Below are 24217 nucleotides of genomic sequence, written 5' to 3' on the forward strand. Positions count from 1 at the left end.
GTCCCATACCGCGTTGACCTGCGAGAAGGCATCAAGCGCTTGACGTTGCGAGGACAGCAGCGAACCCCGGCACAACGTTAAGCGTTTGACGTAGCCCACAAAGCAGTGCCAGAATTCCCCTGAATGCTAAGCGCCCTGCCCCGGGCAAGTTCCAGGCAGGCCCCAATGACGTGGAGAGAAACGTGGATCCCAACACCATGACACCAGCACGCAAGAAGATCATTCTTGACTGCGACCCTGGCCATGACGACGCCGTGGCGTTGCTGCTGGCGCACGGCAATCCGGACATCGAACTGCTGGCCGTAACGACGGTGGTGGGCAATCAGACCCTGGAAAAGGTCACCCGGAACGCCCTCTCGGTAGCCACCATTGCCGGCATCACCGGCGTCCCTTTCGCCGCCGGTTGCGACCGCCCGTTGGTCCGCACCATCGAAACGGCCCCCAGCATCCACGGCGATTCCGGTATGGACGGCCCGGAGCAGCCCGAGTCCATCATCGAGCTGGACCCGCGCCACGCCGTCGACCTCATCATTGAAACTGTCATGGCACACGAGCCGGGCACGGTCACGTTGGTCCCCACCGCGGGCCTTACCAACATTGCGATGGCCGCCCGCAAGGAACCGCGCATCGTGGAGCGCGTGAAGGAAGTTGTCCTCATGGGCGGCGGCTACCACGTGGGCAACTGGAGCGCCGTGGCGGAATTCAACATCATCATCGACCCCGAAGCCGCACACATCGTTTTCAACGAACAGTGGCCCGTGGTGATGGTCGGCCTCGATCTCACCCACCAGGCGCTGGCCACGGACGAGGTGGTGAACCGTATAGCTAAGATCGGCACCAAGCCGGCCAAGTTCGTCATGGAGCTCATGGACTTCTTCCAGAAGACCTACAAGGACGCCCAGGGCTTCGATTTCCCACCGGTCCACGACCCCTGCGCCGTGGCCTACGTCATCGACCCCACCGTCATGACCACCCGCAAGGTCCCCGTGGACATCGAGCTCCAGGGCAAGCTCACTCTTGGCATGACCGTTGCCGACTTCCGCGCACCGGCCCCCGAGGACTGCCACACGTCGGTCGCCGTCGACCTCGACCACAAGAAGTTCTGGGATCTGGTCACCGATGCGATTGAACGGATCGGAGAACCAACGCACGACGCCGTCGCTGCCGCCACCGCTGACGTAAACGCCACCGCAGAGGCCATCCTGGCAGGAGAGGCAAAGTAATGTCCTCCCCCGCAATCGAATCCAAGTCCACCCGCGGCAACGTCACAGCCCTCATGGTTGCGTTGCTGGCGGCCTGCGTGGCTTTCCAGCTCAACGCCTCCATGCTTAGCCCTGCCCTGGTCACCATGGGCAACGAACTCAACACGGACCAGGCCACCATCGGCCTGTCCCAGACGTGGTTCTTCACGGCCGCAGCGCTCTTCTCGCTGTTCCTCCCGCGCCTGAGCGACATCGTGGGCCGCAAGAAGATCCTGGTCGGCATGATGCTCCTGATGGCTGTTGGTTCGGTCATCGCAGCGATGGCCCCGGACGTCACGTGGCTCTTCGTGGGCCGCATCATTCAGGGCGTCAGCGGCCCCACGGTTCCGCTGTGCCTGATCATGCTCCGCTCAGCAGTCAGCAACCCCCGCAAGTACGGCACGCTCATGGGCCTCATCACAGCAGTCAACGGCGGCGTGGCCGGCGTCGACTCGTTCGTGGGCGGCTACTTCGCCGAGAACTTCGGCTTCCGCAGCATCTTCTGGCTCATGGTTGCACTGGCCTTGGTGGCTACCGTCCTGATCGCCGTCCTTGCCGGTGAAAGCAAGCCTGCCGCCGGCACCACCATGGACTGGCTGGGCGTGTTCTTCATCGTCATCGCCGTGGGTGCACTGCTGACGGCTCTGAACGAGGGCGCCAAGCTGGCCACAGCATTCGACGCCGGGACGCTGACTCTCGCGATCGTGCTCACGGTGATCGCCGCCGTCGCGTTCTTCGCCTTCTGGACTGTGGAGAAGCGCGCCAAGCAGCCCATGGTGGAAACCGTGCACCTGCGCCACCGCTCCACCTGGGCACCCCTGCTGACTACCACCTTGACGATGACGGGGATTTTCGCAGTCATCAACGGCATCGTCCCCGCCTACGTTCAGGCTGCAGATCCGGGCTTCGGCGTGGGTCCCACCGAGATGTCGCTGATCATCCTCACCCCGTACGCCCTGCTGGGTTGGCTGTTCGGCCCGATCAGCGGCCGCCTGGCGCCCGTCCTCGGCTACACCAAGGTCTTGCGCATCGGCCTGCTGGGCAGCCTGGTGGCGTTGGCCATCATCGCGTTCCTCGGCCTGAACAACCTTCCCATGATGATCGTGGGCACAGCCTTGCTGGGCATCATGTACGCCGGTACGGTCAACATCATGCTGAACGGATTGGGCGTGGTCCTCTCGCCGCAGGGCAACCCGGGCTTCCTGCCGGGCATGAACGCGGGCGCCTTTAACCTCGGCGCCGGGCTGAGCTTCCTTGTCCTCCCGGCGGTCCTGGTGGCCACGGCATCGCTCAATGATCCCAAGGCTTCGTACCTGACCGTTGTGGTGGTGGGCCTGGCCATCACCCTCGCTGCCTTCGCCGCCTCACTGTTGATCCCCAAGCCCGTGGACGCAGAAGTGACCGAGGACCAGACGGTGACCGCATGACCAGCGCACCCAAGGCGGGAATCGTCGTCGTCGGCTCCCTGAACGCAGACCTCACCATCTACTGCGACCGTCTCCCCCAACCCGGCGAGACAGTTCACGGCAATGGTTTCGCGGTGAATCCGGGCGGCAAGAGTGCCAACCAGGCGGTGGCTGCCAGCAAGCTCGGCGGACAGGTCAGCCTGATCGGCGCCGTAGGCGAGGACCCCAACGGCACCATGCTCCTGGATTCGACAGCCAGCGCCGGAGTGGACGTGTCACGCGTCCGACGCTCCGACGTCGCCACCGGCGTAGCCGTCATTTCGGTGGACGCGAGCGGTGAGAACAGCATCATCATCTCGGCCGGCGCCAACGGCACCCTCAGGCCCTCCGACGTCACGCCGGACGCCTTCCAGGATGCGGCTGTTGTGTGCCTCTGCCTGGAAGTGGGAATCGATACGGTGACCGCCGCAGCCCAAGCAGGGCACGACGCCGGCGCAACCGTTCTGCTCAACCTCTCGCCTTACGCGGAGGTACCGGAAGTCCTGGCTGGCTTGAGCGACGTGTTGTTGGTCAATGCCCACGAGGCGTCGTTGTTCCTTGGCGCCGAAGCGGACATTCCGGACGCCGCGGCAGAAACCGAAGCGTGGGAGCCGGTCCGGAGCCAGTTCGCGGACCGCGGTCTGCAGCGGGTCCTGGTGACCCTCGGCGCTCATGGCTCCGTGGTGCTGGATTCGTTGGCGGGTGGAACTGAAGACCAGATCACCCGCATTGCCCCGACACGTGTTTCAGCGATTGACACCACGGGTGCCGGAGACGCCTTCACGGGCGCTGTCGCCGCGCGTCTGGCGGCCGGGGAAACCCTCGCCGATGCCGCAGCCTTCGCCTCGGTTGCCGCCGCGTTGGCTGCAACCAGGAAGGGCACGCAGGCCGCGTACCCGGGGATCGCCGACGTCGAGCAACTGCGGGACGCTTAGTCCCAGCGTCGTACCCAACTGAGTAACAGCACATGTTCCACTGAGCCCTCAGTGGAACATGTGCTGTTACCTACTTGATCTAGGCGGACTTGCGGGCTGCCCGTTGTGCTGAGCGCTCCACTGCCTTGCGGGACAGTGCGCCATGGCCGGCCATCAGCCGGGGAACCACGACGTAAACAGCAGCGGGAACCACGAGTGCCGTGAGCAGCAGCGCGCGAAGGACCGGGTGCAGTGGCTCCATGATGGGGCCGAGGAGCAGCATGCCGATGGACACCAGCGGGAAGATGGCGAGCCAGGTAATAAGCGCCCGCATGTGAACGGATGGTCCCTGCGGGCGGGCCGTCGACGCTGTGGGTTCTACGGCGGTTTGGGAGGTTGTTTGGGTGGTCATGGCATTCTCCAACTAAACGGTTGCTTTTGGCTTGGGATCACACTATCCCCACTCGCCCACAATTACAACCATTCAGTTGGAAACTGGTAATATGACCCTATGGCGTGGGACACAGAGCGAACCAAGGGACTGCTGCTCCAAGCAGCCACGTCCGAGTTTTGCGCGCGCGGACTTGCAGGAGCCCGCATCGACCGCATTGCCGCAGAAGCCGGGGTCAACAAAGAGCGGATATACCAGTACTTCGGCAATAAGAATGCGCTTTTCGACGCCGTGATCGTCACCGCCCTGAGCTCCCTCATGGATGAAGTACCCATCGAAGGCAACGGGCCAGAGGCCATGGCAGACTACGCCGGCCGACTCTTCGACCACCACCAGAAAGACGCAACGGCACCACGCCTCCTGTTCTGGGAAGGTCTGGAACGCGGCGCGGAGGTTGTTGGGCTGCCGAAGCGGATGGCCAACTGCGCATCGAAGGTCAACAGCACCATCGCCGCCCTCCCCGGCATCTCCAGGGAAGACGCCGGAGACCTGCTCATCACCATCGTGAGCCTCTGCGACGCCGCACCCGTACTGCCGGCACTCGATGGACTGATGGCCGGCAATGACCCCGGCCGCGCGCAAAGGCGACGCGCCGCCGTCGTACGCACCGTTTACCTGGCCGCTGCAGCGCTGGCTGCCGAAGCCTCCAACGCTGATCCGGCCCTCATCACCCAGGCACGTTCCGCGGACTCTGTGACAGCTTTGACACAAAAAGTGACTTAGTTGTGAAGTGGCCCCTAGCCAAGAAGGGGTGCCATCAATCATGCTTGCAGAATGTACTCAACGACGAGCCCATACCGCATCATCACGGTCTGCACGGGAAACATCTGCCGCTCGCCCATGGCAGCCCTCATGCTCACCGAAGCCTTCGACGCGGAAGGGCTCGGCCAGCTCGTAGCGGTGGACTCCGCGGGCACCACAGGGTACGAGGTGGGGAATCCGATCGACCCCCGCGCCGCCCGCGTCCTCACAGCCCAGCACATCGCTTCCGAGGACCACGTAGCCCGCAAATGGCGGCATGAATGGTTCGCGGAACGGGACCTGATCCTCGCGCTGGACGTTGACCATTTCGGCTGGCTCCAAGAAGGAGCGCCGGACCGCGCTTCACTCGAAAAAGTGCGAATGTTCCGCAGCTTCGATCCCCGCATGGAAGGGCGCAGCTCCCTGGACCTGGGCATAGAAGACCCCTGGTACGGCGGCCACACCGACTTCGACAACACCTGGACGCTCATCAAAGCCGCCATCCCCGGAATAGTGGAGTACGTCAAAGCAGCGATCGCCTCCGCGGAGGCCGCCGCTGACAACGACCACCAGCAGGTAACCTCTATGACATGACCCCTGCACCCGTGATCATCGCTGTTGACGGCAGGTCCGGTGCAGGAAAAACCACACTGGCCGTCGAACTGGCGGCACGGTTGCGGCAGCACCACAAGGTTTCGCTGTTCCACTTGGAGGACATCTACCCCGGCTGGAACGGTCTTATGCCCGGCATTGAGCGCTACGTCGGCACAGTCCTGACGCCGCTCAGCTCCGGCCAGGCCGCGGAGTGGACCAGCTGGGACTGGGAACGGCATTACGACGGCGGACTGAACGTCACGCTGCCCGCCGAGATCGTGATTGTTGAGGGCGTTGGCGCTGCGGCGGACGCTGCCCGGCCCATGCTGGACGCCGTGGTGTGGGTGGAAGCGCCCGGTGACGACCGCCGTCGTCGTGCGTTGGCGCGGGACGGAAGCACCTACGAACCGTACTGGGACAGCTGGGCAGCCCAAGAGGACGAGTGGCTCTCCTCTGATCAGGTCATCGGGGCCGCCGATGTTCGCGTGCAAAACCTTGCCGACGGCAATGCGCCGGAAGATGTTCTGCAAGCTCTCATGTATCTGCCTTCAGTTGCTTCGATTTTGTCACCCGAGCTCAGTGCACGGCGTGGCCTTCAACTACGGTCCGAGCGCCTGGAAGCTGTCCCTGACGCTGCGCTGCTCTTCGAATCCCTCTATGCCCGTTCCGGCAACGCCGTCTGGCTCGATTCCTCCAACGCCTCGGCCGTCGCCGGCAGGTCCCAGGCCGCCGCACGCAGCCGCTTCAGCATCCTGGCGGACGACAGCGGCATGTACGGACAGTCGGTACGCCACGTGTCGGGGACCACGTACATCACCGCGGGCACAGCCACGGTCACCACTTCCGGGCCGTTCTTCCGATGGCTGGACACTGTCTGGGGCCGCAAGGCAGTCCGCGCGCCCCGCGGCTACGACGGCCAATTCACACTCGGCTGGCTCGGCTACCTCGGCTACGAACTCAAGCGCGAAACCGGCGGCAATGACGTCGCCTCCCACACCCCGGACGCGGCTCTGCTCTTCGCCGGACGGGCTGTGGTTCTGGACCATCGGGAACGGACCGTCTGGCTGCTTGCCCTGGAAGCGCCCGACGCCGACGAGTGGTTGCGCGCGGCCCGCACCGCCGTCGGGGCTGCTGTGGGTGGTTCCGCTCCTGCTGCCGAATATTCCGGCGCCGCCGCATCAGGTGCCGTCCCGTCATTCGTGAGCCGGGACTCCGCAACGGACTATAAGCGCAAGATCGCGGACTCCCAGCACGAAATCAGCGAGGGAAACTCGTACGAGATCTGCCTGACCACCACTCTTGAAGCCCCCGCCGGGGATCTGGACCCGTGGCGCAGCTACCTGAACCTTCGACGCCGGAACCCGGCACCGTTCGCCAGTTACCTCCGGTTCGGCGAACTGGTGGTGGCGAGCACGTCGCCTGAACGCTTCCTCCGGATTCTGTCCGATGGCGGCATGCGCGCCGAGCCGATCAAGGGCACCCGGGGCCGCTCATCCGACGCCTCCGAGGACGCAGCTTTGCGGCACGACCTTGAGACGTCGCTGAAGGACCGCGCCGAGAACATCATGATCGTGGACCTGCTGCGCAACGACCTCAGCCACTTTGCCATCCCTGGTTCCGTGACGGTCAGCCGCTTGTGCGCGATCGAAAGCTACGCCACCGTCCACCAAATGGTCAGCACCATCGACGCCCACCTGAAGCCGGGCGCACCCCGCGCGGAAGCCTTGGCTGCGGCTTTCCCCGCCGGTTCCATGACGGGAGCGCCAAAGATCAGCACCATGGACATCCTGGACCAGCTCGAGTCGGGACCCAGGGGCATTTATTCGGGCGCCATTGGCTACTTTTCCCTGAATGCGGCCACGGACCTCGCCGTGGTGATCCGTACCTTGGTGGTCAACCCTGACGCCAACGGCGGCAGCACGCTCTCCCTTGGCGTGGGCGGGGCCATCACCGCTGACTCCGTAGCCGACGACGAGTACGAGGAGATCCGAACCAAAGCGTACGGCGTGCTGTCCACGTTGGGCGCCGACTTCCCGGGCTGATTTTTTGTACAGCCAATGCCCCTAAGACCGCCTCTAAAGGCGTCAGCTGTACTGAAACTACTGGAGTGTCGCGGTCAGTCTGGCCACGTTATCCACATACTTGGCCAGCGGGGGCCTATCCATCCAATCGTCCAGCATAAGCTCACGTGACACCTCGCGATACGTGGACTCTACAGCCCGCATGAGGTTCACGGTCTCGGCGCCAAGGAGCATCACCGAGACCTCCATGTTCAGGGAGAAGGAGCGCATGTCCATGTTGCTGGAACCGAGAACGGCTACCTCGTCATCGATGGTGAAGTGCTTGGCGTGGAGGACGTACGGCGCCCGGTACAGGTAAATTCGGACACCGGCTCCCAATAGGGCTTCATAGTAGGAGCGTTGGGCGTGGTGGACCAGGAACTGATCGCCCTTCTCGGAGACGAAGAGTTCCACGTCAACACCTCGCTGCGCAGCTGTGGTGATGGCGTACAGCAGGGAATCGTCCGGGACAAAATACGGGCTGCAGATGGAGATCCGGTGCTGCGCCGAGTAAATCAGCGTGTTGAACAGACGCAGGTTGTTTTCGGTGGCGAACCCGGGGCCACTCGGCACTACCTGGGCGGTGACCTGGCCCGGCGCCGGCTGGGTGGGCAGGCGCAGCTGATCTTCCAGCGATTCGTCGGTTTCGCTGAGCCAGTCCGTGGCGAACACCACGTTAAGCGTGGCCACGATCGGGCCTTCCAACCGGGACATGAGCTCCACCCATTTGCGGCCCACCTTGTGGTGCTTGGGGTTGTTGTAGGAAGGCTCAATCAAGTTCTGCGAGCCGGTGAACGCAATCTCGCCGTCGATCACCATGATCTTGCGGTGGTTCCTGAGGTCGGGGCGCCGCCATTGACCGTGGATAGGCAGCAGCGGCAGCATTCGCTTCCACTGGACCTTGCCCGCCTTGAGCCGGCGGATCAGCCGGCGGTAGCCCTTGACGCGCAACGTTCCGATGTGGTCGAAGAGCAGCCTGACGGTCACACCCCGTTCAGCCGCGTTCTCCAGTTCAGTGAGCAGTTCATCCGTCACGGAATCACTGCTCATGATGTAGAACTCGGCGTTGACGTAGCTCTTGGCGCCCTTCACTGCTTCAGCCATGGCTTTGATGGACTCTTCGTAGCCGGGGATCAACTCCACCTTGTTGCCGTCGACCATGGGCAACGATCCAAGCCGATGGTTCAGCTCGCCCGCCGACTTCACCCATTCCGGCCCGGAATAGACGCTGACAGGATCAGCCAGATCGGAGGTCACCGCACGAACCCGGCGGTTTACCTCCTCCTGCTGCTCCCGCCGGCGCCGCGACAGTTTGAAGTTGCCGAAGAGCAGGAACAGGACGAACCCAACGGATGGGATGAGGAACACAGCCAAAAGCCAAGCCATGGCGGTGGTGGGACGCCGGTTGCCGGGAATGACTCCCAGCAGCACAATGCGCATGATGACTTCCGCAATGACCCAAGCACCCAGCAACCAGGTCCACTCCTGGCCAAACGGAAAAGGAAAGAACACCCGACAAACCCCCACAGTTCATGAACAACAGTGACCACAGCCTATCCGGCAAAGTCCCCTCCAGTGCGTCCGCACTAAGCTGGGACCATGACTTCACCTGCCCCCACGGTCCTCGTTTTCCTGGACCCCGCCTTCGAAAATGGTCGCGTTGCCGACTCCAGCCAACCGCAACTCATGGCAACGGATCTGGGTGCCACCCGCGGCGACGGCGTCTTCGAGTCACTCCTCGCTGTGCAAGGCCGACCCCGCAAAGTTCAGGCTCACCTGAACCGATTGGGCAGTTCTGCGGCAGCCTTGGACCTTGCGCTTCCTGGGCAGGATGTCTGGCGCCGCGCCATCGAGACAGCCATCAACGAATTCCGCGATGTTCACCCTGCCCCCACGCCTGAAGAGGACGAGGTAGTGGTCAAGCTGATTGTGACCCGTGGCGTTGAAGGCGCCGCCAGCCCGACGTGCTGGGTACAGGCTTCGCCCTCACCTGCAGGCAGCCGCCGTCAGCGGCAGACGGGCATCGACGTCGTACTTTTGGACCGTGGCTTCGACACTGAAGCCGGCGAGCGCGCGCCATGGCTGCTCCTGGGCGCGAAGACGCTGTCTTACGCCGTGAACATGGCCGCACTTCGCTACGCCCACAAGCAGGGTGCTGATGACGCCATCTTCACCTCCACTGACGGCAGGGTCCTGGAAGGCCCGACATCCACCGTGTTGCTGGCGCACCTTGAAACGGTCGACGACGGCGACGGTTCCGTCAGGACGGTTCGTCGCCTCATCACTCCCCAGCTTGACAGCGGCATCCTCCCGGGCACCTCGCAGGGCGCATTGTTCGCCGCCGCGAAGGCCGCTGGCTGGGAACTTGGTTATGGCCCCTTGGAGCCGCAGGACTTGTTCGATGCCGATGCCGTCTGGCTGATCTCCAGCATCCGGCTGATCGCCCCCGTTAACCACATCAACGGCCAAGAGGTGGGCACGCCCGAGGTGCGCAAACAGCTCACTGCTGAGCTGAACCACCTGTTTGCGGGAATCGAGTAAGTCGCATTTCTGCGGACCCGCCTTATGGAGCTCCGCATGGAACCTAACAGATAACAAGCAGAGTAATCGCTCGCGTGACTTAATGATTAGGAACTCTTAGCCTCAGCCGAGAGCCGCTGGCGTGTTCAATCACGCTCCTTATCCTCCTTGAAATGGTCATTCGTCATGTGATGAATCTTGTACTCGTGTTAGTTGGATCACGTCCGGCTGGTACTACTTCAGACTTTGCTGGCTAACTTCCCGGAGGGAATATGGGACTCAGCTCCCCCACAGAAGCCGAAGCATCGGCAACCGAGGCACAGTCCCGCACTGAGGCCTCACAGACAGGATTGCGCCGGTCCATGGAGGCCCGGCACCTGGTCATGATCGCCATGGGCGGCGTTATCGGTTCAGGCCTGTTCGTCAGTTCGGGATACACGATCGCCACTGCCGGCCCGCTGGGCGCCGTCCTGGCGTTCCTCATCGGCGCCGTGGTGGTCTACCTGGTGATGGCTTGCCTCGGGGAGCTCGCTGTAGCGTTCCCCGTCTCCGGTGCCTTCCACATTTATGCCGCCAGGACCATCGGCCCCGCCACGGGATTCGCCACGGCCTGGCTCTACTGGCTTTGTTGGGCCGTAGCCTTGGGCTCGGAATTTACTGCGGCCGGCCTCCTCATGCAGCGCTGGTTCCCGGGCGTCGACGTCTGGATCTGGTGCTTCATCTTCGCCACCGTCCTGTTCACACTCAACGCCATTTCATCGCGTGTCTTTGGCGAATCGGAGTTCTGGTTCGCGCTCATCAAGGTCGCCGCCGTCGTCGGCCTGATCATCCTTGGTGGCGCCGCCCTGGCGGGCTTCCACCCTCTCGCCGCGGGCGGGTACCCCTCCTTTGGCGAGAACTTCAGCACACCGGAGGGTCTGTTCCCGAACGGTTTCACCGGCGTGTTCGTGACCTGCCTGGCCGTCTTCTATGCCTTCTCCGGCTCGGAACTTATCGGCGTTGCCGCGGGCGAAACGGCCAACCCCGGCGCGAACATCCCCAAAGCCATGCGCACCACGGTCATCCGGCTCATGATCTTTTTCGTCGGCGCGATCGTGGTCATCGCAGCCACCATTCCGTACGAACAAGTCAGCGTGGACGAAAGCCCGTTCGTCACCGTTTTCTCCATGCTCGGCATCCCATACGCCGCGGACATCATGAACTTCGTGATCATCACGGCGCTGCTCTCCGCAGGCAACTGCGGCCTTTTCTCCTGCGCCCGCATGCTCTTCTCGTTGGCTGACGAAGGCCACGCGCCGCAGGTCTTCAAGAAACTCACCAAGCGCGGCATCCCCATGGTGGCGCTTTGCGTGAGCATGCTTGGCGGTCTGGCCTCCCTGATCAGCAGCGTTGTGGCACCTGCCACCGTCTACCTTGTGCTCGTCTCGGTGGCCGGCTTTGCCACCGTGGGTGTCTGGATGTCCATTGTGGCCTCGCACTTCATCTACCGCCGGACCTTCATCAAGAACGGTGGCGACCTCAGCACGCTTCCCTACAAGGCGCCCCTGTTCCCGTTGGTCCCGATCCTGGCCTTCGCTCTATGCGTGGTGTCCCTGATCGGTATCGCCTTCGACCCCAACCAGGTAGCGGCGCTGCTGTTCGGTATTCCGTTCGTGGGGGCCTGCTACGCCGTCTTCTACTTCAAGTACGGCCGACGACGGTCGCTCAAGAAGGCAGTGGACGCCTAGGCCTCCTTGTTCCGTGGCGTCCTGACTTGGTTTAGGCGCAGATCAGCCCCTGGACAACCTTTGCTGGTTGACCAGGGGCTGATTCCGTCTCAAAGAGGGTCGGGACGCAACACTCCGCGCCCGCCACCACCCGGTTTGAAACCCGGGAGCCCAGACACGCCGTGCAAGGAGGGTGTTGAACAGGCCCGGCTACCCAAAGTTGGTGGTGGAGGCACGCCCCCCTGTTCAGTGCGCCTGTATTTTCCGGGCCTACTTCTTGGCTGCGCGGACCGGGTGCTCACTCAAAATGGACAGGCGGTTGAAGGCATTGATTCCGATGGCCGCCATGCAGAGCACACTGATCTGCTGGTCGTTGTAGTGCTGCCGGGCCTGTTCGAAGAGCTCGGGGCTGGGCCGCGATGAACTCATCCGGGTGATCTGCTCTGCAATTTCCATCGCGACCACTTCCGCGGGCTCGAAGAGCTGCACTTCCTTGTAAACAGCCACCAATGACAGACGCTGCTCCGTTTCGCCATACTTCAGGGCCCGACGATGGTGAAGGTCCAGGCAGAAGGCGCACCCATTGATTTGCGAGCAGCGATAGTTGATGAGTTCAAGGGTCCGGCGTGAAACACCCAGCCGGTCAGCTTCGTCTACGAGCTGCTGGGAGTAGTGGCTAAGAGTCGCATAGAGGTCCGGCTGCTGCTTGTCCAGATAGCCGGCCAGACGTGGTTTTGATTCCTGTTCGGGCATGGTTGGAGCTTAACGCAAAAGGGACCGGGCACCCGACGGTGAGAGAGGGTCCGCCCCAAACCCGAGGGACGTGAGAGAGGGTCCGCCCCAAACCCGAGGGACGTGAGAGAGGGTCCGCCCCAAACCCGAGGGACGTGAGAGAGGGTCCTACTCGCGGGCCGCGGGAGTGTCGGCGGCGAGCCGGATGCCGTGCTCTGCCAGCCACACCGGGTTGAAAGCCTTGCTCATATAGTTCGTTCCGGCGTCGGGCGCTATGGCAACCACCACCGAGCCGTGAGGCGCGGCGCGCGCCACCCGAATGGCGGCGGCGACGGCGAGCCCTGAGGACGGGCCGAGCGCGAGCCCTTCCTCCTCGAGGAGCCGGTGAACGGTGGTGTAAACCTCGTCGTTGGGGATGCGGAGGAATCGGTCCACGATGGAACGGTCGAAAGCTTTGGGCCACTCGGGTTCCGGCCAGGAGTTACCCACTCCGTCCACCAGGATCTCGCCGGGACGGCCGCCGCTGTAGGCAGAGCCGTAGGGGTCGGCGCCAACAACTTCCAGGTGGCCGCCCGGGCGCAGGGCAGCTGCCTGTTCCTTCAAGAACCGCCCGTTCCCGCTGATGGTCCCGCCCGTTCCGATGCCCGCGACGAAGTGCGTGACCAGGCCACCCGTCTGCTCCCAGATTTCGGGTCCGGTGGTTTCATAGTGCGCCAAGGGATTGGCGGGGTTGTCGAACTGCATGGGCCGCCAGGCACCGGGCGTCTCGGCCGTAATCCGCGCTGCAACAGCCCGGGCGTTCTCCGGCGATTCCGAGGGGGCATTCCAATCGGTCAGGATCACGCGGGCGCCGTAGTTGTGCAGCGCAGCGAGCTTCTCCTCGGAGATCGTGTCGCCTGTCACCACCACCACGGGATGTCCGGTCAGGTGGCCGATGAGCGCCAGGCCGATCCCGGTGTTGCCCGACGTGCTCTCCACGATAGTGGCTCCCGGCTTCAGCTCCCCGGACCTCTCAGCCGCCCGGACCATGCTAAGTGCGGTGCGGTCCTTGATGGAACCGCCGGGGTTTTCGGACTCAAGTTTGATATGGATGGCGCTGCCCAGTCCACGGCCCAGCGAATCCAGCTGCACCAGCGGGGTGTTGCCCACTTTGTCCAGGACCGAGGCGTCCAACCCGTCCGGCAGCCGGGCCGCTGCGTGAGCTCCTTGCCGACGAATCGCCGTACTCACCACGCCCCACCCCATTCCTCAGCCTCCAGTAGAACCTGATCCACGGCGCCGCGCAGTTCAGTCCGCGCCCGTTCCACAAGATCCGGCGCTGATGGCCTGTCGGCCAGTACATCAGCGAGTCGACCCACGACGACGCCTGTTCCCTTCCCGAGCGGTTGTGCAGCTCCAGCTTCGAGCAGCAGATAGGACCCCGTCAGGGCCTCGATCGTCAACAACTTTTCCAGCACCTCCACCGACCTTTCGAGTTGCTGGAGGGCCAAGGGGGCCAGTGTTGAATGGTCCTCGACGTCGGCGGACAAGGTTGGGGCGCCAAGGGTGGCCGGGGCAGCCAGGAACTTGAGTTCGGCCAACAGCCCGGCCGCGGAGTACCACAACAGCCCGGGCAGTTCCTCTTGGGCAAGCGCGGAGGCCGGGTTGAATTCCGCTCCGGCCCCGGACTGCTCAGCCGAGGCTTGGGTCGATGCTGCTTGCAAGTGCTTGGCCCGGATGGCCCGTTGCGGCGGATACAACTTGGCGATGCGCCGCTCGCTGGAAATCCCCACGTGCGCCAACGCAACCCTCAGGGCCTCGAATGCGAGAGCCAGCTGCATCGGCTGGAAGTTCCCGCCGGACAGCATGAGCCCGGATTCGACATCAACCAACGGATTGTCGCCGCGACCATTCAGTTCCACCTCCAGCGCAGCACTCAACTGCGCCACCAGGGATCGAAACGCCCCGTGCGTCTGCGGTGCGGCCCGGAAGGACAATGCATCCTGCACCGACACCTCGGGCCGCACATCTTCCAACCAGCCACCACTGAGCAGGTGACGCACAGCTGCCGCGGAATCACCCTGGCCGTTTACAGCCTTGGCCGCCTGGATGGCCGGCGAAAACGGGCTGAGGTTCCCGCCGCCGTCGTACCTTGCGATGGTCTCCAGCGAGAGGGAAAGCGCGACGTCGGCCAGCCGGGCCAGCTGCTGCAATTGCAGCAACGCCAGGGTACCGGCGCCGACGGAATACGCGTTGGCGCTCACCAAGGCAAGCGCCTCGCCGGGCGCGAGGACGAGGGGTTGAAGGCCGGCATCGGCGAGCGCTTTGGCTCCTGGAACCAAGGTGCCGTCGGCGTTGAAGGCTTCGCCCTCACCGATGGCGACGGCGGCGACGGCGGCCAGCTGGGTGAGGTCCGACGATCCCACCGACCCTTCGCGCGGGATGGCGGGCAGGACGCCGCGGTTGAGGAGTCCTGCATAGAAGTTTGCTGTTTCGGGCCGCACACCGGAACCGCCGCGGCTGAAACCGACAAGTCGGGCCAGGATCACTGCGCGGGCAGCGGGACGGTCCAGATACGAGCCCACTCCGCTGTTGTGATACCTGACCACCTGGACCTGATAGGCCAGGAGCGACTTCTCTTCCACAGCGGTGTCCCGACCGGACCCGAGCAACGTATTGAGTCCGTAAACCCGCTGCCCGGAGGCGGCGGTGCGTTCCAGTACGTCGCGGGAGCGACCGATCAAAGACAACGCATCGTGGTTGAGTTCCACGTGAAACGCAGGGTTGGAGGCGGCCAGTGCTACGTCGGCAGCACGCACCGGAGCCGTTCCAATAACCAAGGTCGGCGGTTCGGAAGACACCATCAGAAGTCCAGGAGATTCTGCCGGAACCCGCCGTTGCCGTAACTCTTCCTCAACAGGCCCCGCCGCCGCAGTTCAGGGGTGAGCTTATCCAGGACACCGTGCACTGTCACCGGGTCCACGAAGCCGGAGAAGAGGAACCCGTCACCACCCACCTCGGAGCCGGTCGACTCAAGATAGTCGGCAATCTCGTCCACCGTGCCGATGATCGAATCCCCCGCCCCACCGCTCCTGGCCTGCAGGATCTCGCGCAGCGTGGACCCGGGAGGCGCCGCCTTGGCGAAGTGTTCCAACGTCCCCTGGTTGCTGTTGGTGCTCAGCTCCGGGAGGGGTGCGTCCAGGTCGAACTGCTTGAAGTCGATCACCGAGAGGTAGGAGATGGAGTTGAGCTGGCTGTCGATATCGCGCTGGGTGAGCTCACGACGCTGGGCACGCAGCTCCTCGGCTTCGGCAGCAGAACCAACCACGGTGGGCTTCAGGACAAAAAGCACCTTGACGTCGTCGGGGTTCCTGCCGGCTTTGGCGGCCTCCGCGCGAATCGAGTCACGGTAGGACTTCATGCCGTCAACACCACGGGCCAACGCAATGGCCACATCAGCATGACCACCGGCGAACGCCTTGCCCCGGGGAGACGCACCAGCCTGGACCAGCACGGGTTCCTCCGGCAACGGCGCCGTGTTCAGTGGACCGCGGACCTTGAAGAAGTCACCCTGGTGATTGATCGGGTGCACCTTGGTGTGGTCGGCAAACACCCCTGCGGAGACGTCCTCAAGGACCGCGCCCGGTTCCCAGCTCCGCCAGAGCCGCCTGACGACGTCGACGAATTCCTCCGCTTTTTCATACCTAAGGTCGTGTTCAATCTGTTGGTCCAACCCGTAGTTCTGGGCGGCGAGGTCGCTGCCGGACGTGACGACGTTCCAGCCCAACTGGCCCTCGGAGAAGTGCTGCAACGTCGCCAAAAGCCGGGCGGCCGTGAAGGGCGGGTAGAACGAGGCGCTGACGGTCGGCACGATTCCCAGGTGCTCGGTGGCGGAGAGCAGGTAAGGGACCAGCGCCAGCGGATCGTGTTTCGGCGCAAAGGAGGCATGAGCCAGGGACACTTCGGCCGATCCGCCATACGTGTCCGGCACGGTGAGGGAATCCTCGATGATGAAGAGGTCCAACCCGGATTGTTCGAACGCCCGGACTGCGTCCTGGTACAGGGCTGGCTTCTTCCAGTCGTAGCCCAGGCCGTAACCGGGCGTCCCCCACCCCTGGACACCGAATCCATGGCCCACAAACCATCCAAAATGCAGCATGGGCTTGAGTGTAGAACTGCTCTGTCCGTTCACCGCGACCTGATTTCATGCGAAGTTACAGGAGGACGTACTGGGTCAATTATGCTCCCGGGGCGTCACAATTGAACGCGGCCGGAGACGGTCCGTATTTTCCACATAAGGCGTATGTCGTGTTCCACAATCAGCAGGGGTCGGGAATGATCGCTGTATGAGTGCAGCAACCTCCCGCCCCTCCGCCAAGGAGCGACTGTCCAGCGCCTGGGCCCTCAAGGGCTACAAGCGTGAATGGCTGCGGCACGATCTCGTTGCGGGCGCTGCGCTGTTTGCTTTGCTGGTGCCCGCCGGGATGGCCTATGCACAGGCAGCAGGGCTTCCCCCGGTCACCGGGCTTTACGCAACAGTGGTCCCGCTGCTGGTTTATGCGGTGGTGGGGCCCTCCCGCATTCTGGTCCTGGGACCCGACTCTGCCCTGGCCACTATGATCGCCGCGGCCATTGTGCCGCTGGCAGCGGGAAGCAGCGAAAAATCCGTGGCGCTGGCCGGCTTGCTGGCCGTGTTGATCGGGGCGCTCATGCTTGCGGGCTCGGCACTGAAACTGGGAGCCATCACGGGCCTGCTGTCCAAACCCATCCGGCTCGGGTACCTCAACGGAATCGCACTGTTGGTGGCCCTTTCGCAACTCCCGGCGTTTCTGGGTATTGAGGCCGACGGCGACGTCTGGCAAAAGCTCGCGAAGGTCACTACCGGGTTACTTGGCGGTGAGGTCAACATCACCGCGCTGTTGTTGGGAGCGGGGTCGCTGGCGCTCATCTGGATCCCCCGGCTCCTGAAGTGGAAGGTACCCGGCGTCCTGTTGGCGGTGGTTGGCTCGTGCGTGGCGACGGCGGTCTTCGGGCTCAACGACGACGTGAAGGTCACCGGGGTCCTGCCGCAGGGCCTGCCCATGCCCGCACTCGGGGGTATTGGCTGGGCCGACGCCCTGATGCTGCTCCCCGCCGCCGCGGGCATCGCGCTCATGGCTTTCGCTGACACTGGCGTGTTGTCTCAAACATTGGCAGCCAAGGAAGGGAAGAAGGTCTCCGGAAACAGGGAAATGGCAGCGCTTGGAGCAGCCAATGCCGCTACAGGCCTCCTGGGTGGATTCCCCATTTCAGGCAGTACCTCCAGGACACCGGTAGCCGTGGATGCCGGCGCAAAATCCCAGATGACAGGCGTGGTGGGCTCCGTGCTGGTACTGGCGTTCATGCTGTTGGCTCCGGGAGTAACCGAGTACCTGCCGTCGGCAACCCTGGCCGCCGTCGTCATCGCCGCGGCCATTGCCCTCGCAGATCCTGCCGGCGTCAGGCGGCTCCTGGGGCTGAGCCGCAGCGAGTCCGTGGTGATGCTGGCTGCGTTCCTGGGAGTGCTGACGGTGGGTGTCCTCCAGGGAATCGTGGTGGCCATCGCCTTGGCACTCCTGGACTTTGTCCGCAGGGCATGGGATCCGTACAGAACCGAACTCGGCGCAGAGGAAGGCCTTCCCGGGTATCACGACCTTGAACGCCACCCCGAGGGCAAGCGCATCCCCGGGCTCTTGATCCTCCGGTTTGATGCACCCCTGTTCTTCGGCAACGGACAGGTCCTGGCGAGCTTCGTGAGGGAGCAACTCGACGAGGCCCCGGACGAGTCCGCGGAGCCCGTCACCCACATCATCCTTGCCGCCGAACCGATCACCGGGATCGACACCACAGCTTTGGATGACTTGGTAACCCTGGACGAATGGTTGGCCAGAAAAGGAGTGGATCTGGTGTTTGCCGAGCTCAAAGGGCCCGTGAAGGACAAGTTGATCCGCCTCGGCACGGCGGCCCGTTTTACGCCGGACCACTTCTACCCCACTGTCGGCGCGGCAGTGCGGGAGCTCAAGGACCGATAGTGGATCAGCCTCCGATTACGCAACATGACGACGGTGCAGCCGCCCGCAAGTGCAGCCCGACGCCCGTGGATGTTACGTTTTTCTTGAGTAATGAGTACCAGCGCAAAGCCCTGACTTGCTGGTCGGCAACCCTCTCTCCGGCGGGGTGCCTCAGGTGACTACTCGGCGTATCGACAACTCGAACTGCAAGCGTGACTGAGGAGCACCAGCAATGCCTGAACCCACTGAAGAAAAACTCTCCTACCGCCTGATTACAGGCCCGGATAACCGCGATTTCTGCGAGCGTATCCACAACTCCCTCGCCGAAGGCTATGTGCTCCATGGCAGCCCGGCAGCCACCTTCAACGGCACGGACGTCATCGTGGCCCAAGCCATTGTGCTGCCTGCGGCGATCGCCAATGCTGATGCCGCCGTCGCCAACGCAGTGGACCAACTTGAGAATTACGACGATGAAGAAGCGTTCGAGGGCCACGCATGAGCTACGCAGGTGACCTGACCCCACAGGACGCGTGGGCCAAGCTCGAAGAAGGCGCGATCCTGGTGGATGTGCGCACCGAGGGCGAGTGGGCCCACATCGGCATACCCGACACCAAAGCCACCGAGAACGATCCCCTGTTCATCCAGTGGAACCTGGCTGGCGGTATCCCGAACTCCCGCTTTATCGAGGACCTGCAGCAGCAGGCACCCGAGGATGACGCCGTGGAGCTCGTGTTCATCTGCCGCTCCGGCCAGCGCTCCATCTCCGCCGCCATTGCCGCAACACAGGCCGGCTTCACGGCGTACAACGTCCTTGAGGGCTTCGAAGGCGAACCGGACCGCTACGGTGAGCGCACCGTAAACGGCTGGAAGAACCGTGGCCTGCCGACGAATCTGGGGACCGAGTAAGTGACTTTCAATCCCGACGCCGCCGGCTGGAGCCCTGACACCCAGGCCGTTCGCGGTGGCCTTGACCGCACCAATTTCCAGGAAACGTCCGAGCCCGTTTTCCTGAACTCCGGCTTTGTCTACGAATCGGCTGCCGCTGCCGAACGTGCCTTTACCGGCGAGGACGAACGCTTCGTTTACTCCCGCTACGGCAACCCGTCCGTCGCCACGTTCCAGGAGCGGCTGCGGCTGCTCGAAGGAACCGAGGCGTGCTTTGCGACAGCCTCCGGCATGTCCGCGGTCTTCACCGCTTTGGGTGCCTTGCTGGCTGCCGGCGACCGCGTGGTGGCCGCGCGCTCGCTGTTCGGCTCCTGCTTCGTGATCCTCAACGAGATCCTGCCCCGCTGGGGCGTGGAGACGGTGTTCGTTGACGGCCCGAATCTGGAGCAGTGGCGCGAAGCCCTCTCGGAACCGACCACCGCCGTGTTCTTTGAGTCGCCCTCCAATCCGATGCAGGAGATCGTGGACATCGCCGCCGTCAGCGAACTGGCGCATGCTGCCGGGGCGACTGTCGTGGTGGACAATGTGTTCGCCACTCCCCTCCTGCAGCGCTGCGGTGAGCTGGGCGCGGACGTCATCGTGTACTCCGGCACCAAGCACATCGATGGCCAAGGCCGTGTCCTCGGCGGCGCGATCCTGGGCACCAAAGAGTTCATCGATGGTCCCGTCAAGCAACTCATGCGCCATACCGGCCCTTCCCTTTCCGCGTTCAACGCCTGGGTGCTGACCAAGGGTTTGGAGACCATCGGACTGCGGGTGAACCACAGCTCGGCATCCGCTTTGAAGATCGCGGAGTGGCTCGAGCAGCAGCCTGCCATCAGCTGGGTCAAGTACCCGCTGCTCACGTCCCACCCGCAGTACGAGCTTGCCGCGAAGCAGATGAAGGCCGGCGGCACTGTGCTGACCTTCGAGCTGTCTCCTTCGGCCGGGCGCTCAGCCAAAGAGGCCGCCTTCGCCTTGCTCGATGGCCTCCGCGTCATTGACATCTCCAACAACCTGGGCGATTCCAAATCCCTCATCACCCACCCCGCCACCACCACCCACCGGGCCATGGGGCCTGAGGGCCGGGCCGCGATCGGACTCACCGACGGTGTGGTCCGCTTGTCGGTAGGACTGGAAGACGTGGACGATCTCATCCTGGATCTGGAGAAGGCCCTCAAACAGGTCTAACCTTGCTGCCATGAGCGGGAACCATCCCTATCGCCGTGCCGGAGCGGTCATCGTTGCCGGCACGGTGGTGTGGTTCGTGGGAATCTCGCCGGTCTCACGCGTCTACATCACACCGGACGATGCCGAACGCCTGCGCATGCTGACCTCCGGACGGCGCGGCTGGATCGTGGGCCAGCACCTAACCGCCGTGGGGACCGTCGCCGTGCCGGTTGGATTCGCTGCCTTTGCCCGCGCCGTTCCGGGAAAGGACGCCGTACCGGGTACGCACTCCGTCCCGGACACCGGCGCAACGCGTGGGAAAGCGAAGAAGTGGGCTTACGCTGCCGCCGCCGCGTTGCTCGCCGGCGCCCCATTCTTCGTCTCCAGCCTCGCCCGGCGGGCTTCAGACCTCGAAGGTTTTGCCTATCGCCGGGGATCCAACGCGCCCTTCCTGGCGTATTCCGGGTTGCACGTGGTGGCGTTGGCCGCCTTGGGTGGGAGTCTTCTTTCCTTACCCACAAAACGCTGGATCGGCGTCACAGCTTCGGTCAGCGCACCTATCTACGGCGCCATTCTGGTAGCCAAAAAGGACATCCCGCCGTTCTGCTTCTACTTGGTGGAGGGTCTCACTGGCGCCTACCTAATGGCGTGGGAAGAACCGGCCGGCCGATCCTAAGGCCTCCTGACCCTGGTCAGCATCGGCGCGGGCTCCTTGTGCGCGTCGGCGGAGGTTCCGCGAACCGTCACCTTCGCTGCATGCCCGACGACGGCGGCCAGGGCTGCGCTGGTGGGTGGACTGCCCGGCTGGTTCTGGCTGCCGCGCTGCCTGTTGTTGTAACGCACCGCCGCTTCCCGTTGCTCGTCCGCGCCGTTCCCCCGCTCCAACAGGTCTGAGATCCCCGCTTTGACCAGCTCCAATTCGCCTTGGTCATCCAGCACTGGGCTCACATAATCCACCAGCGCCCAGACGACGTCCGCCGCCGGCTGGGGCCGGAAATCACCGAAGTCCAAGAGATCTCCACGCAACCCCGCATTGCTGGCCTGCCAACTCGCCATCCGCAGGAGTGCCGTGGGCACCGCGGTGGGCTCAACGCCGTCGAGCATTTCCAAGGAAGCGGTCTCCACCAAAGCCCGCACCAGTACCGCGATCAACGCGGCGTCCTCGGCGCGCAGGCAGACGTCGGCTACGCGGACCTCCACGGTGGGGTGGTTCCGGGAGATGCGGGCGTCGAAGTAAATCATGCCCTCATCCAGGATCACGCCTGTTTCCAACAGCCGATTCACGATGCGTCGGTAGGCAGTGAGTGATCCGAACACGCCGGACGGTCCAGAAGTGGGCCAGCGGTTCCATGCCTGGGTGCGGTAGCTGTCGAACCCGGTGGGAAGGCCGCGCCAATAGGGTGAGTTGGCGGTGAGGGCGGTGAGCACGGCGAGTTTGTCCCGGATGTGGTCCAGCACCACCACGCCTTCCTCAGGGGATTCGACAGAGGTGTGCACGTGGAATCCGCACGTCAATTGTTCCGTGGCGATGATTCCGAAGCGATCCAGCATCGCGGCATAGCGGGGATCCGGGGTGGTGTGGGTGTTCGAATCCAGCGGAGAGGTAGCGATTGCGGCAACCCGCGCTCCGTGCTGCCGGGCTGCTTCGTTGGCCATAGCCCGGCCGCGGCGGATCTGATGCAGAAGGTCACCGTAGCTGTGGCAGGGGCGGGTCTGGGTTTCGATCTGCTCCAGCTTGAGTTCGTGGCTGAGACTCGTTGCGGATGCGGGTTGGTGGCGGCCCGCAAGCAGCGCATCCGCGAGGGCAAGGGGCTCTCCCGTCACAGGATGGACGATGAGCAGCTCTTCCTCGACCCCGAAAGTCCGCATGCTCCATTCTGCGTCAGGAGGCCGGTGGAGGACAGTGGCTGGAAGGGCAGCGAGGGCCGCACCTTCCCGCCATCCGCACCAGAGCGAACTGGGGCGGATGGCGGGAACGGGCGCGCGGGCTAAGCGTGGAGCCTAGTCCTGGAAGTACTCAATCTTGGCGCCGATGGTGTTCAACCGCTCGGCCAGGTCCTCGTAGCCACGCTCGATCACGTAGATGTTGCGGAGCTCGGACGTGCCCCGGGCAGCGAGCATTGCCAGGAGCAAGCAGGCGGCAGGGCGCAGGGCAGGCGGGCAGCCGATTTCGGCAGCGCGCCACTTAGTGGGTCCGTTGACGTAAATCCGGTGCGGATCCAGCAGTTGCACCTGGGCGCCCAGCTTGTTGAGTTCCGTCAAGTAAATGGCACGGTTCTCGTAGACCCAGTCGTGGATCATGGTCTGGCCCTCGGCGTTGCCCGCGATCACAGCGAAGAACGGCAGGTTGTCGATGTTCAGGCCCGGGAACGGCATGGGGTGGATCTTGTCCTGCGGCGCGCGGAGCTCGGAAGGCTTGGTGGTGACGTCCACCAAACGGGTCCGGCCATTGCGTGCCATGTATTCGCCGGAGATTTCGAGGTTCTGGCCCATCTGCTCCAACGTAGCCAGCTCGATCTCCATGAATTCGATGGGAACCCGGCGGATGGTGACCTCGGAGTTGGTCACGATGCCCGCGGTGATCAGGCTCATGGCCTCGATGGGGTCCTCGGACGGGAAGTACTCGATCTCCACATCAATGGCGGAACGGCCAGTGATCTTCAGGGTGGTGGTGCCTACGCCTTCGATTTCAACGCCCAGGCCCTGCAAGTAGAAGCAGAGGTCCTGGACCATGTAATTGGGGCTGGCGTTGCGGATCACGGTGGTGCCCTCGCGGTGCGCGGCGGCCATGATGGCGTTCTCAGTAACGGTGTCGCCACGTTCGGTGAGGACGAAGGAACGGTGGTGGTCATCGGCCGGGGGCGCAGCTACGGAGTAGAACCCGGACTTCGCTTCGACCTCAAGCCCGAACTGGCGCAGGGCCTGCATATGCGGCTCCACTGTGCGCGTTCCGAGGTCGCAGCCACCAGCGTAGGGCAGCAAATACTCACTGGTCTCGTCCAGGAGCGGCCCCAGCAGCATGATGACGCTGCGGGTACGGCGGGCGGCGTCCACGTCCATGGACCCAAGGTCCAAAACTTCGGGCCTGCGGATGCGGAGGTCGCTTCCGTTGAGCCAGGTACATTCGACGCCAATGGAGGTCAGTACTTCAACAATCCTGTTGACTTCTTCGATGCGGGCCAAGCGGCGCAGCGTGGTGGTTCCGCGGTTGATGAGGCTGGCGCACAAAAGCGCCACGCCGGCATTCTTGCTGCTGTTGACATCCACTTCGCCGGACAGGGTCCTGCCGCCCTCCACCCGGAGGTGGGTCATCTGTGGCTTGCCCACTTTGACGATTGATCGGCCGAATATTGCCTCAAGCCGTTCGATCATCCGGAGGCTGAGATTCTGTTTACCTTGCTCCATCCGGGCGATCGCGCTCTGGCTGGTTCCAAGCGCGGTAGCCAACTGCCCCTGCGTCCATCCTTTTTCGCCACGGGCGTTGCGGAGCAGAAGGCCTACGTGTTCAGCGGTAGGTTGCGTCATATCCAAGAAATATCACAGGTGAGCTAGAAGTCCCACACAAAACGCCGTTTGAGCGGTAAACGTCACACCATACCCGATCCGTGAGATATAGAGCACGACGGTAACCGGTCGCCGCAGGCGAACGCTTTCCCTCAGCCGCCACCGGGCAGAAGTCCCCATTGCGGCCCGGGGGACAATACCAAACCA

General features: G+C 63.7%; 21 protein-coding genes and 1 riboswitch. Of the genes, 13 read left to right on the forward strand and 8 right to left on the reverse strand.

The genetic code is table 11. The annotated features are described in order from the left end of the window. The first annotated feature begins 197 nt into the window (after positions 1-197). Genes QEH68_RS18475 through QEH68_RS18485 form a run of 3 tightly spaced genes read left to right on the forward strand, consistent with a single transcriptional unit; the run spans position 198 to position 3621 of the window. Positions 198-1223 carry a nucleoside hydrolase gene (locus QEH68_RS18475; protein ID WP_280628046.1) on the forward strand — a complete coding sequence of 342 codons (1026 nt, stop codon included), beginning with the start codon at positions 198-200 and terminating at the stop codon, positions 1221-1223. After that, on the forward strand, positions 1223-2668 hold the full coding sequence (locus QEH68_RS18480) for an MFS transporter (protein WP_280623969.1): 1446 nt from the start codon (positions 1223-1225) through the stop codon (positions 2666-2668). The genes QEH68_RS18475 and QEH68_RS18480 overlap by 1 nt, the downstream gene beginning before the upstream one ends. Continuing rightward, entirely contained in the window at positions 2665-3621 is a 957-nt protein-coding gene (locus QEH68_RS18485; RefSeq protein WP_280623970.1) for a ribokinase, read from the forward strand. Before QEH68_RS18480 ends, QEH68_RS18485 begins: the two co-directional genes overlap by 4 nt. Positions 3622-3700: 79 nt before the next feature. Here the strand turns inward: QEH68_RS18485 and QEH68_RS18490 are convergent, their stop codons facing one another. Next, complete coding sequence (locus tag QEH68_RS18490) at positions 3701-4012, reverse strand: hypothetical protein (RefSeq protein ID WP_280623971.1); 312 nt, start codon at positions 4010-4012, stop codon at positions 3701-3703. A 99-nt stretch (positions 4013-4111) separates the two neighbouring features. Between QEH68_RS18490 and QEH68_RS18495 the strand changes: the two genes are divergently transcribed. The 3 genes from QEH68_RS18495 to pabB are packed head-to-tail and all read left to right on the forward strand — an operon-like array spanning position 4112 to position 7428. Continuing rightward, positions 4112-4774: a TetR/AcrR family transcriptional regulator gene (locus QEH68_RS18495; RefSeq protein WP_207595153.1), complete on the forward strand. Its 663-nt coding sequence runs from the start codon at positions 4112-4114 to the stop codon at positions 4772-4774. A gap of 51 nt (positions 4775-4825) precedes the next feature. Continuing rightward, positions 4826-5386, forward strand: a complete 561-nt coding sequence (locus tag QEH68_RS18500) for a low molecular weight protein-tyrosine-phosphatase (protein WP_280623974.1) — start codon at positions 4826-4828, stop codon at positions 5384-5386. Continuing rightward, a complete protein-coding gene (pabB, locus tag QEH68_RS18505) occupies positions 5383-7428 on the forward strand; it encodes an aminodeoxychorismate synthase component I (RefSeq protein ID WP_280623976.1) in 2046 nt (681 codons plus the stop codon). Before QEH68_RS18500 ends, pabB begins: the two co-directional genes overlap by 4 nt. Positions 7429-7485: 57 nt before the next feature. Here pabB and cls read toward each other — a convergent pair whose 3' ends face one another. Then, entirely contained in the window at positions 7486-8958 is a 1473-nt protein-coding gene (gene cls / locus QEH68_RS18510) for a cardiolipin synthase (RefSeq protein ID WP_280623978.1), read from the reverse strand. 87 nt (positions 8959-9045) lie between these two features. Here cls and QEH68_RS18515 point away from each other — a divergent pair, with 87 nt between their 5' ends. Then, the gene (locus QEH68_RS18515; RefSeq protein WP_280623981.1) at positions 9046-9987 is read left to right on the forward strand and encodes an aminodeoxychorismate lyase; all 942 of its coding nucleotides are present in this window, start codon (positions 9046-9048) and stop codon (positions 9985-9987) included. A 251-nt stretch (positions 9988-10238) separates the two neighbouring features. Continuing rightward, on the forward strand, positions 10239-11693 hold the full coding sequence (locus QEH68_RS18520; RefSeq protein ID WP_207595158.1) for an amino acid permease: 1455 nt from the start codon (positions 10239-10241) through the stop codon (positions 11691-11693). Positions 11694-11942: 249 nt separating this feature from the next. Here the strand turns inward: QEH68_RS18520 and QEH68_RS18525 are convergent, their stop codons facing one another. The 4 genes from QEH68_RS18525 to QEH68_RS18540 all read right to left on the reverse strand — a co-directional run bounded on the left by QEH68_RS18525 (position 11943) and on the right by QEH68_RS18540 (position 16575). After that, a complete protein-coding gene (locus QEH68_RS18525) occupies positions 11943-12425 on the reverse strand; it encodes a carboxymuconolactone decarboxylase family protein (RefSeq protein WP_280623984.1) in 483 nt (160 codons plus the stop codon). A 147-nt stretch (positions 12426-12572) separates the two neighbouring features. Continuing rightward, positions 12573-13637 (reverse strand): cysteine synthase family protein, encoded by a 1065-nt coding sequence (locus QEH68_RS18530; RefSeq protein WP_280623986.1) that lies wholly within the window; start codon positions 13635-13637, stop codon positions 12573-12575. Then, positions 13631-15247 (reverse strand): aromatic amino acid ammonia-lyase, encoded by a 1617-nt coding sequence (locus tag QEH68_RS18535; protein ID WP_280623988.1) that lies wholly within the window; start codon positions 15245-15247, stop codon positions 13631-13633. The genes QEH68_RS18530 and QEH68_RS18535 overlap by 7 nt, the downstream gene beginning before the upstream one ends. Further along, positions 15247-16575: an NtaA/DmoA family FMN-dependent monooxygenase gene (locus tag QEH68_RS18540; RefSeq protein ID WP_348537381.1), complete on the reverse strand. Its 1329-nt coding sequence runs from the start codon at positions 16573-16575 to the stop codon at positions 15247-15249. The genes QEH68_RS18535 and QEH68_RS18540 overlap by 1 nt, the downstream gene beginning before the upstream one ends. A gap of 154 nt (positions 16576-16729) precedes the next feature. On the opposite strand from QEH68_RS18540, the gene QEH68_RS18545 reads away from it, so the two are divergent. The 5 genes from QEH68_RS18545 to QEH68_RS18565 all read left to right on the forward strand — a co-directional run bounded on the left by QEH68_RS18545 (position 16730) and on the right by QEH68_RS18565 (position 21182). Further along, positions 16730-18433: a SulP family inorganic anion transporter gene (locus QEH68_RS18545; protein ID WP_280623992.1), complete on the forward strand. Its 1704-nt coding sequence runs from the start codon at positions 16730-16732 to the stop codon at positions 18431-18433. 86 nt (positions 18434-18519) lie between these two features. After that, positions 18520-18631: riboswitch (SAM riboswitch) on the forward strand. A gap of 13 nt (positions 18632-18644) precedes the next feature. Further along, entirely contained in the window at positions 18645-18911 is a 267-nt protein-coding gene (locus tag QEH68_RS18550; RefSeq protein WP_144649207.1) for a DUF1737 domain-containing protein, read from the forward strand. Continuing rightward, positions 18908-19318 (forward strand): rhodanese-like domain-containing protein, encoded by a 411-nt coding sequence (locus QEH68_RS18555; RefSeq protein ID WP_159708158.1) that lies wholly within the window; start codon positions 18908-18910, stop codon positions 19316-19318. The genes QEH68_RS18550 and QEH68_RS18555 overlap by 4 nt, the downstream gene beginning before the upstream one ends. Then, positions 19319-20527 (forward strand): O-succinylhomoserine sulfhydrylase, encoded by a 1209-nt coding sequence (locus QEH68_RS18560; RefSeq protein WP_280623999.1) that lies wholly within the window; start codon positions 19319-19321, stop codon positions 20525-20527. A gap of 10 nt (positions 20528-20537) precedes the next feature. Beyond that, on the forward strand, positions 20538-21182 hold the full coding sequence (locus QEH68_RS18565; protein ID WP_280624001.1) for a hypothetical protein: 645 nt from the start codon (positions 20538-20540) through the stop codon (positions 21180-21182). On the opposite strand, the gene QEH68_RS18570 is transcribed toward QEH68_RS18565, so the two are convergent. Both QEH68_RS18570 and QEH68_RS18575 read right to left on the reverse strand, forming a co-directional pair. Then, positions 21179-22375, reverse strand: a complete 1197-nt coding sequence (locus QEH68_RS18570) for a glutamate--cysteine ligase (protein ID WP_280624004.1) — start codon at positions 22373-22375, stop codon at positions 21179-21181. The genes QEH68_RS18565 and QEH68_RS18570 overlap by 4 nt on opposite strands. 132 nt (positions 22376-22507) lie before the next feature. Beyond that, a complete protein-coding gene (locus tag QEH68_RS18575; protein ID WP_207595168.1) occupies positions 22508-24031 on the reverse strand; it encodes a UDP-N-acetylglucosamine 1-carboxyvinyltransferase in 1524 nt (507 codons plus the stop codon). Positions 24032-24217 lie beyond the last annotated feature (186 nt).

Origin of the sequence: Paenarthrobacter sp. OM7 (assembly GCF_029873575.1) — a bacterium.
Classification (GTDB): Bacteria; Actinomycetota; Actinomycetes; order Actinomycetales; family Micrococcaceae; genus Arthrobacter.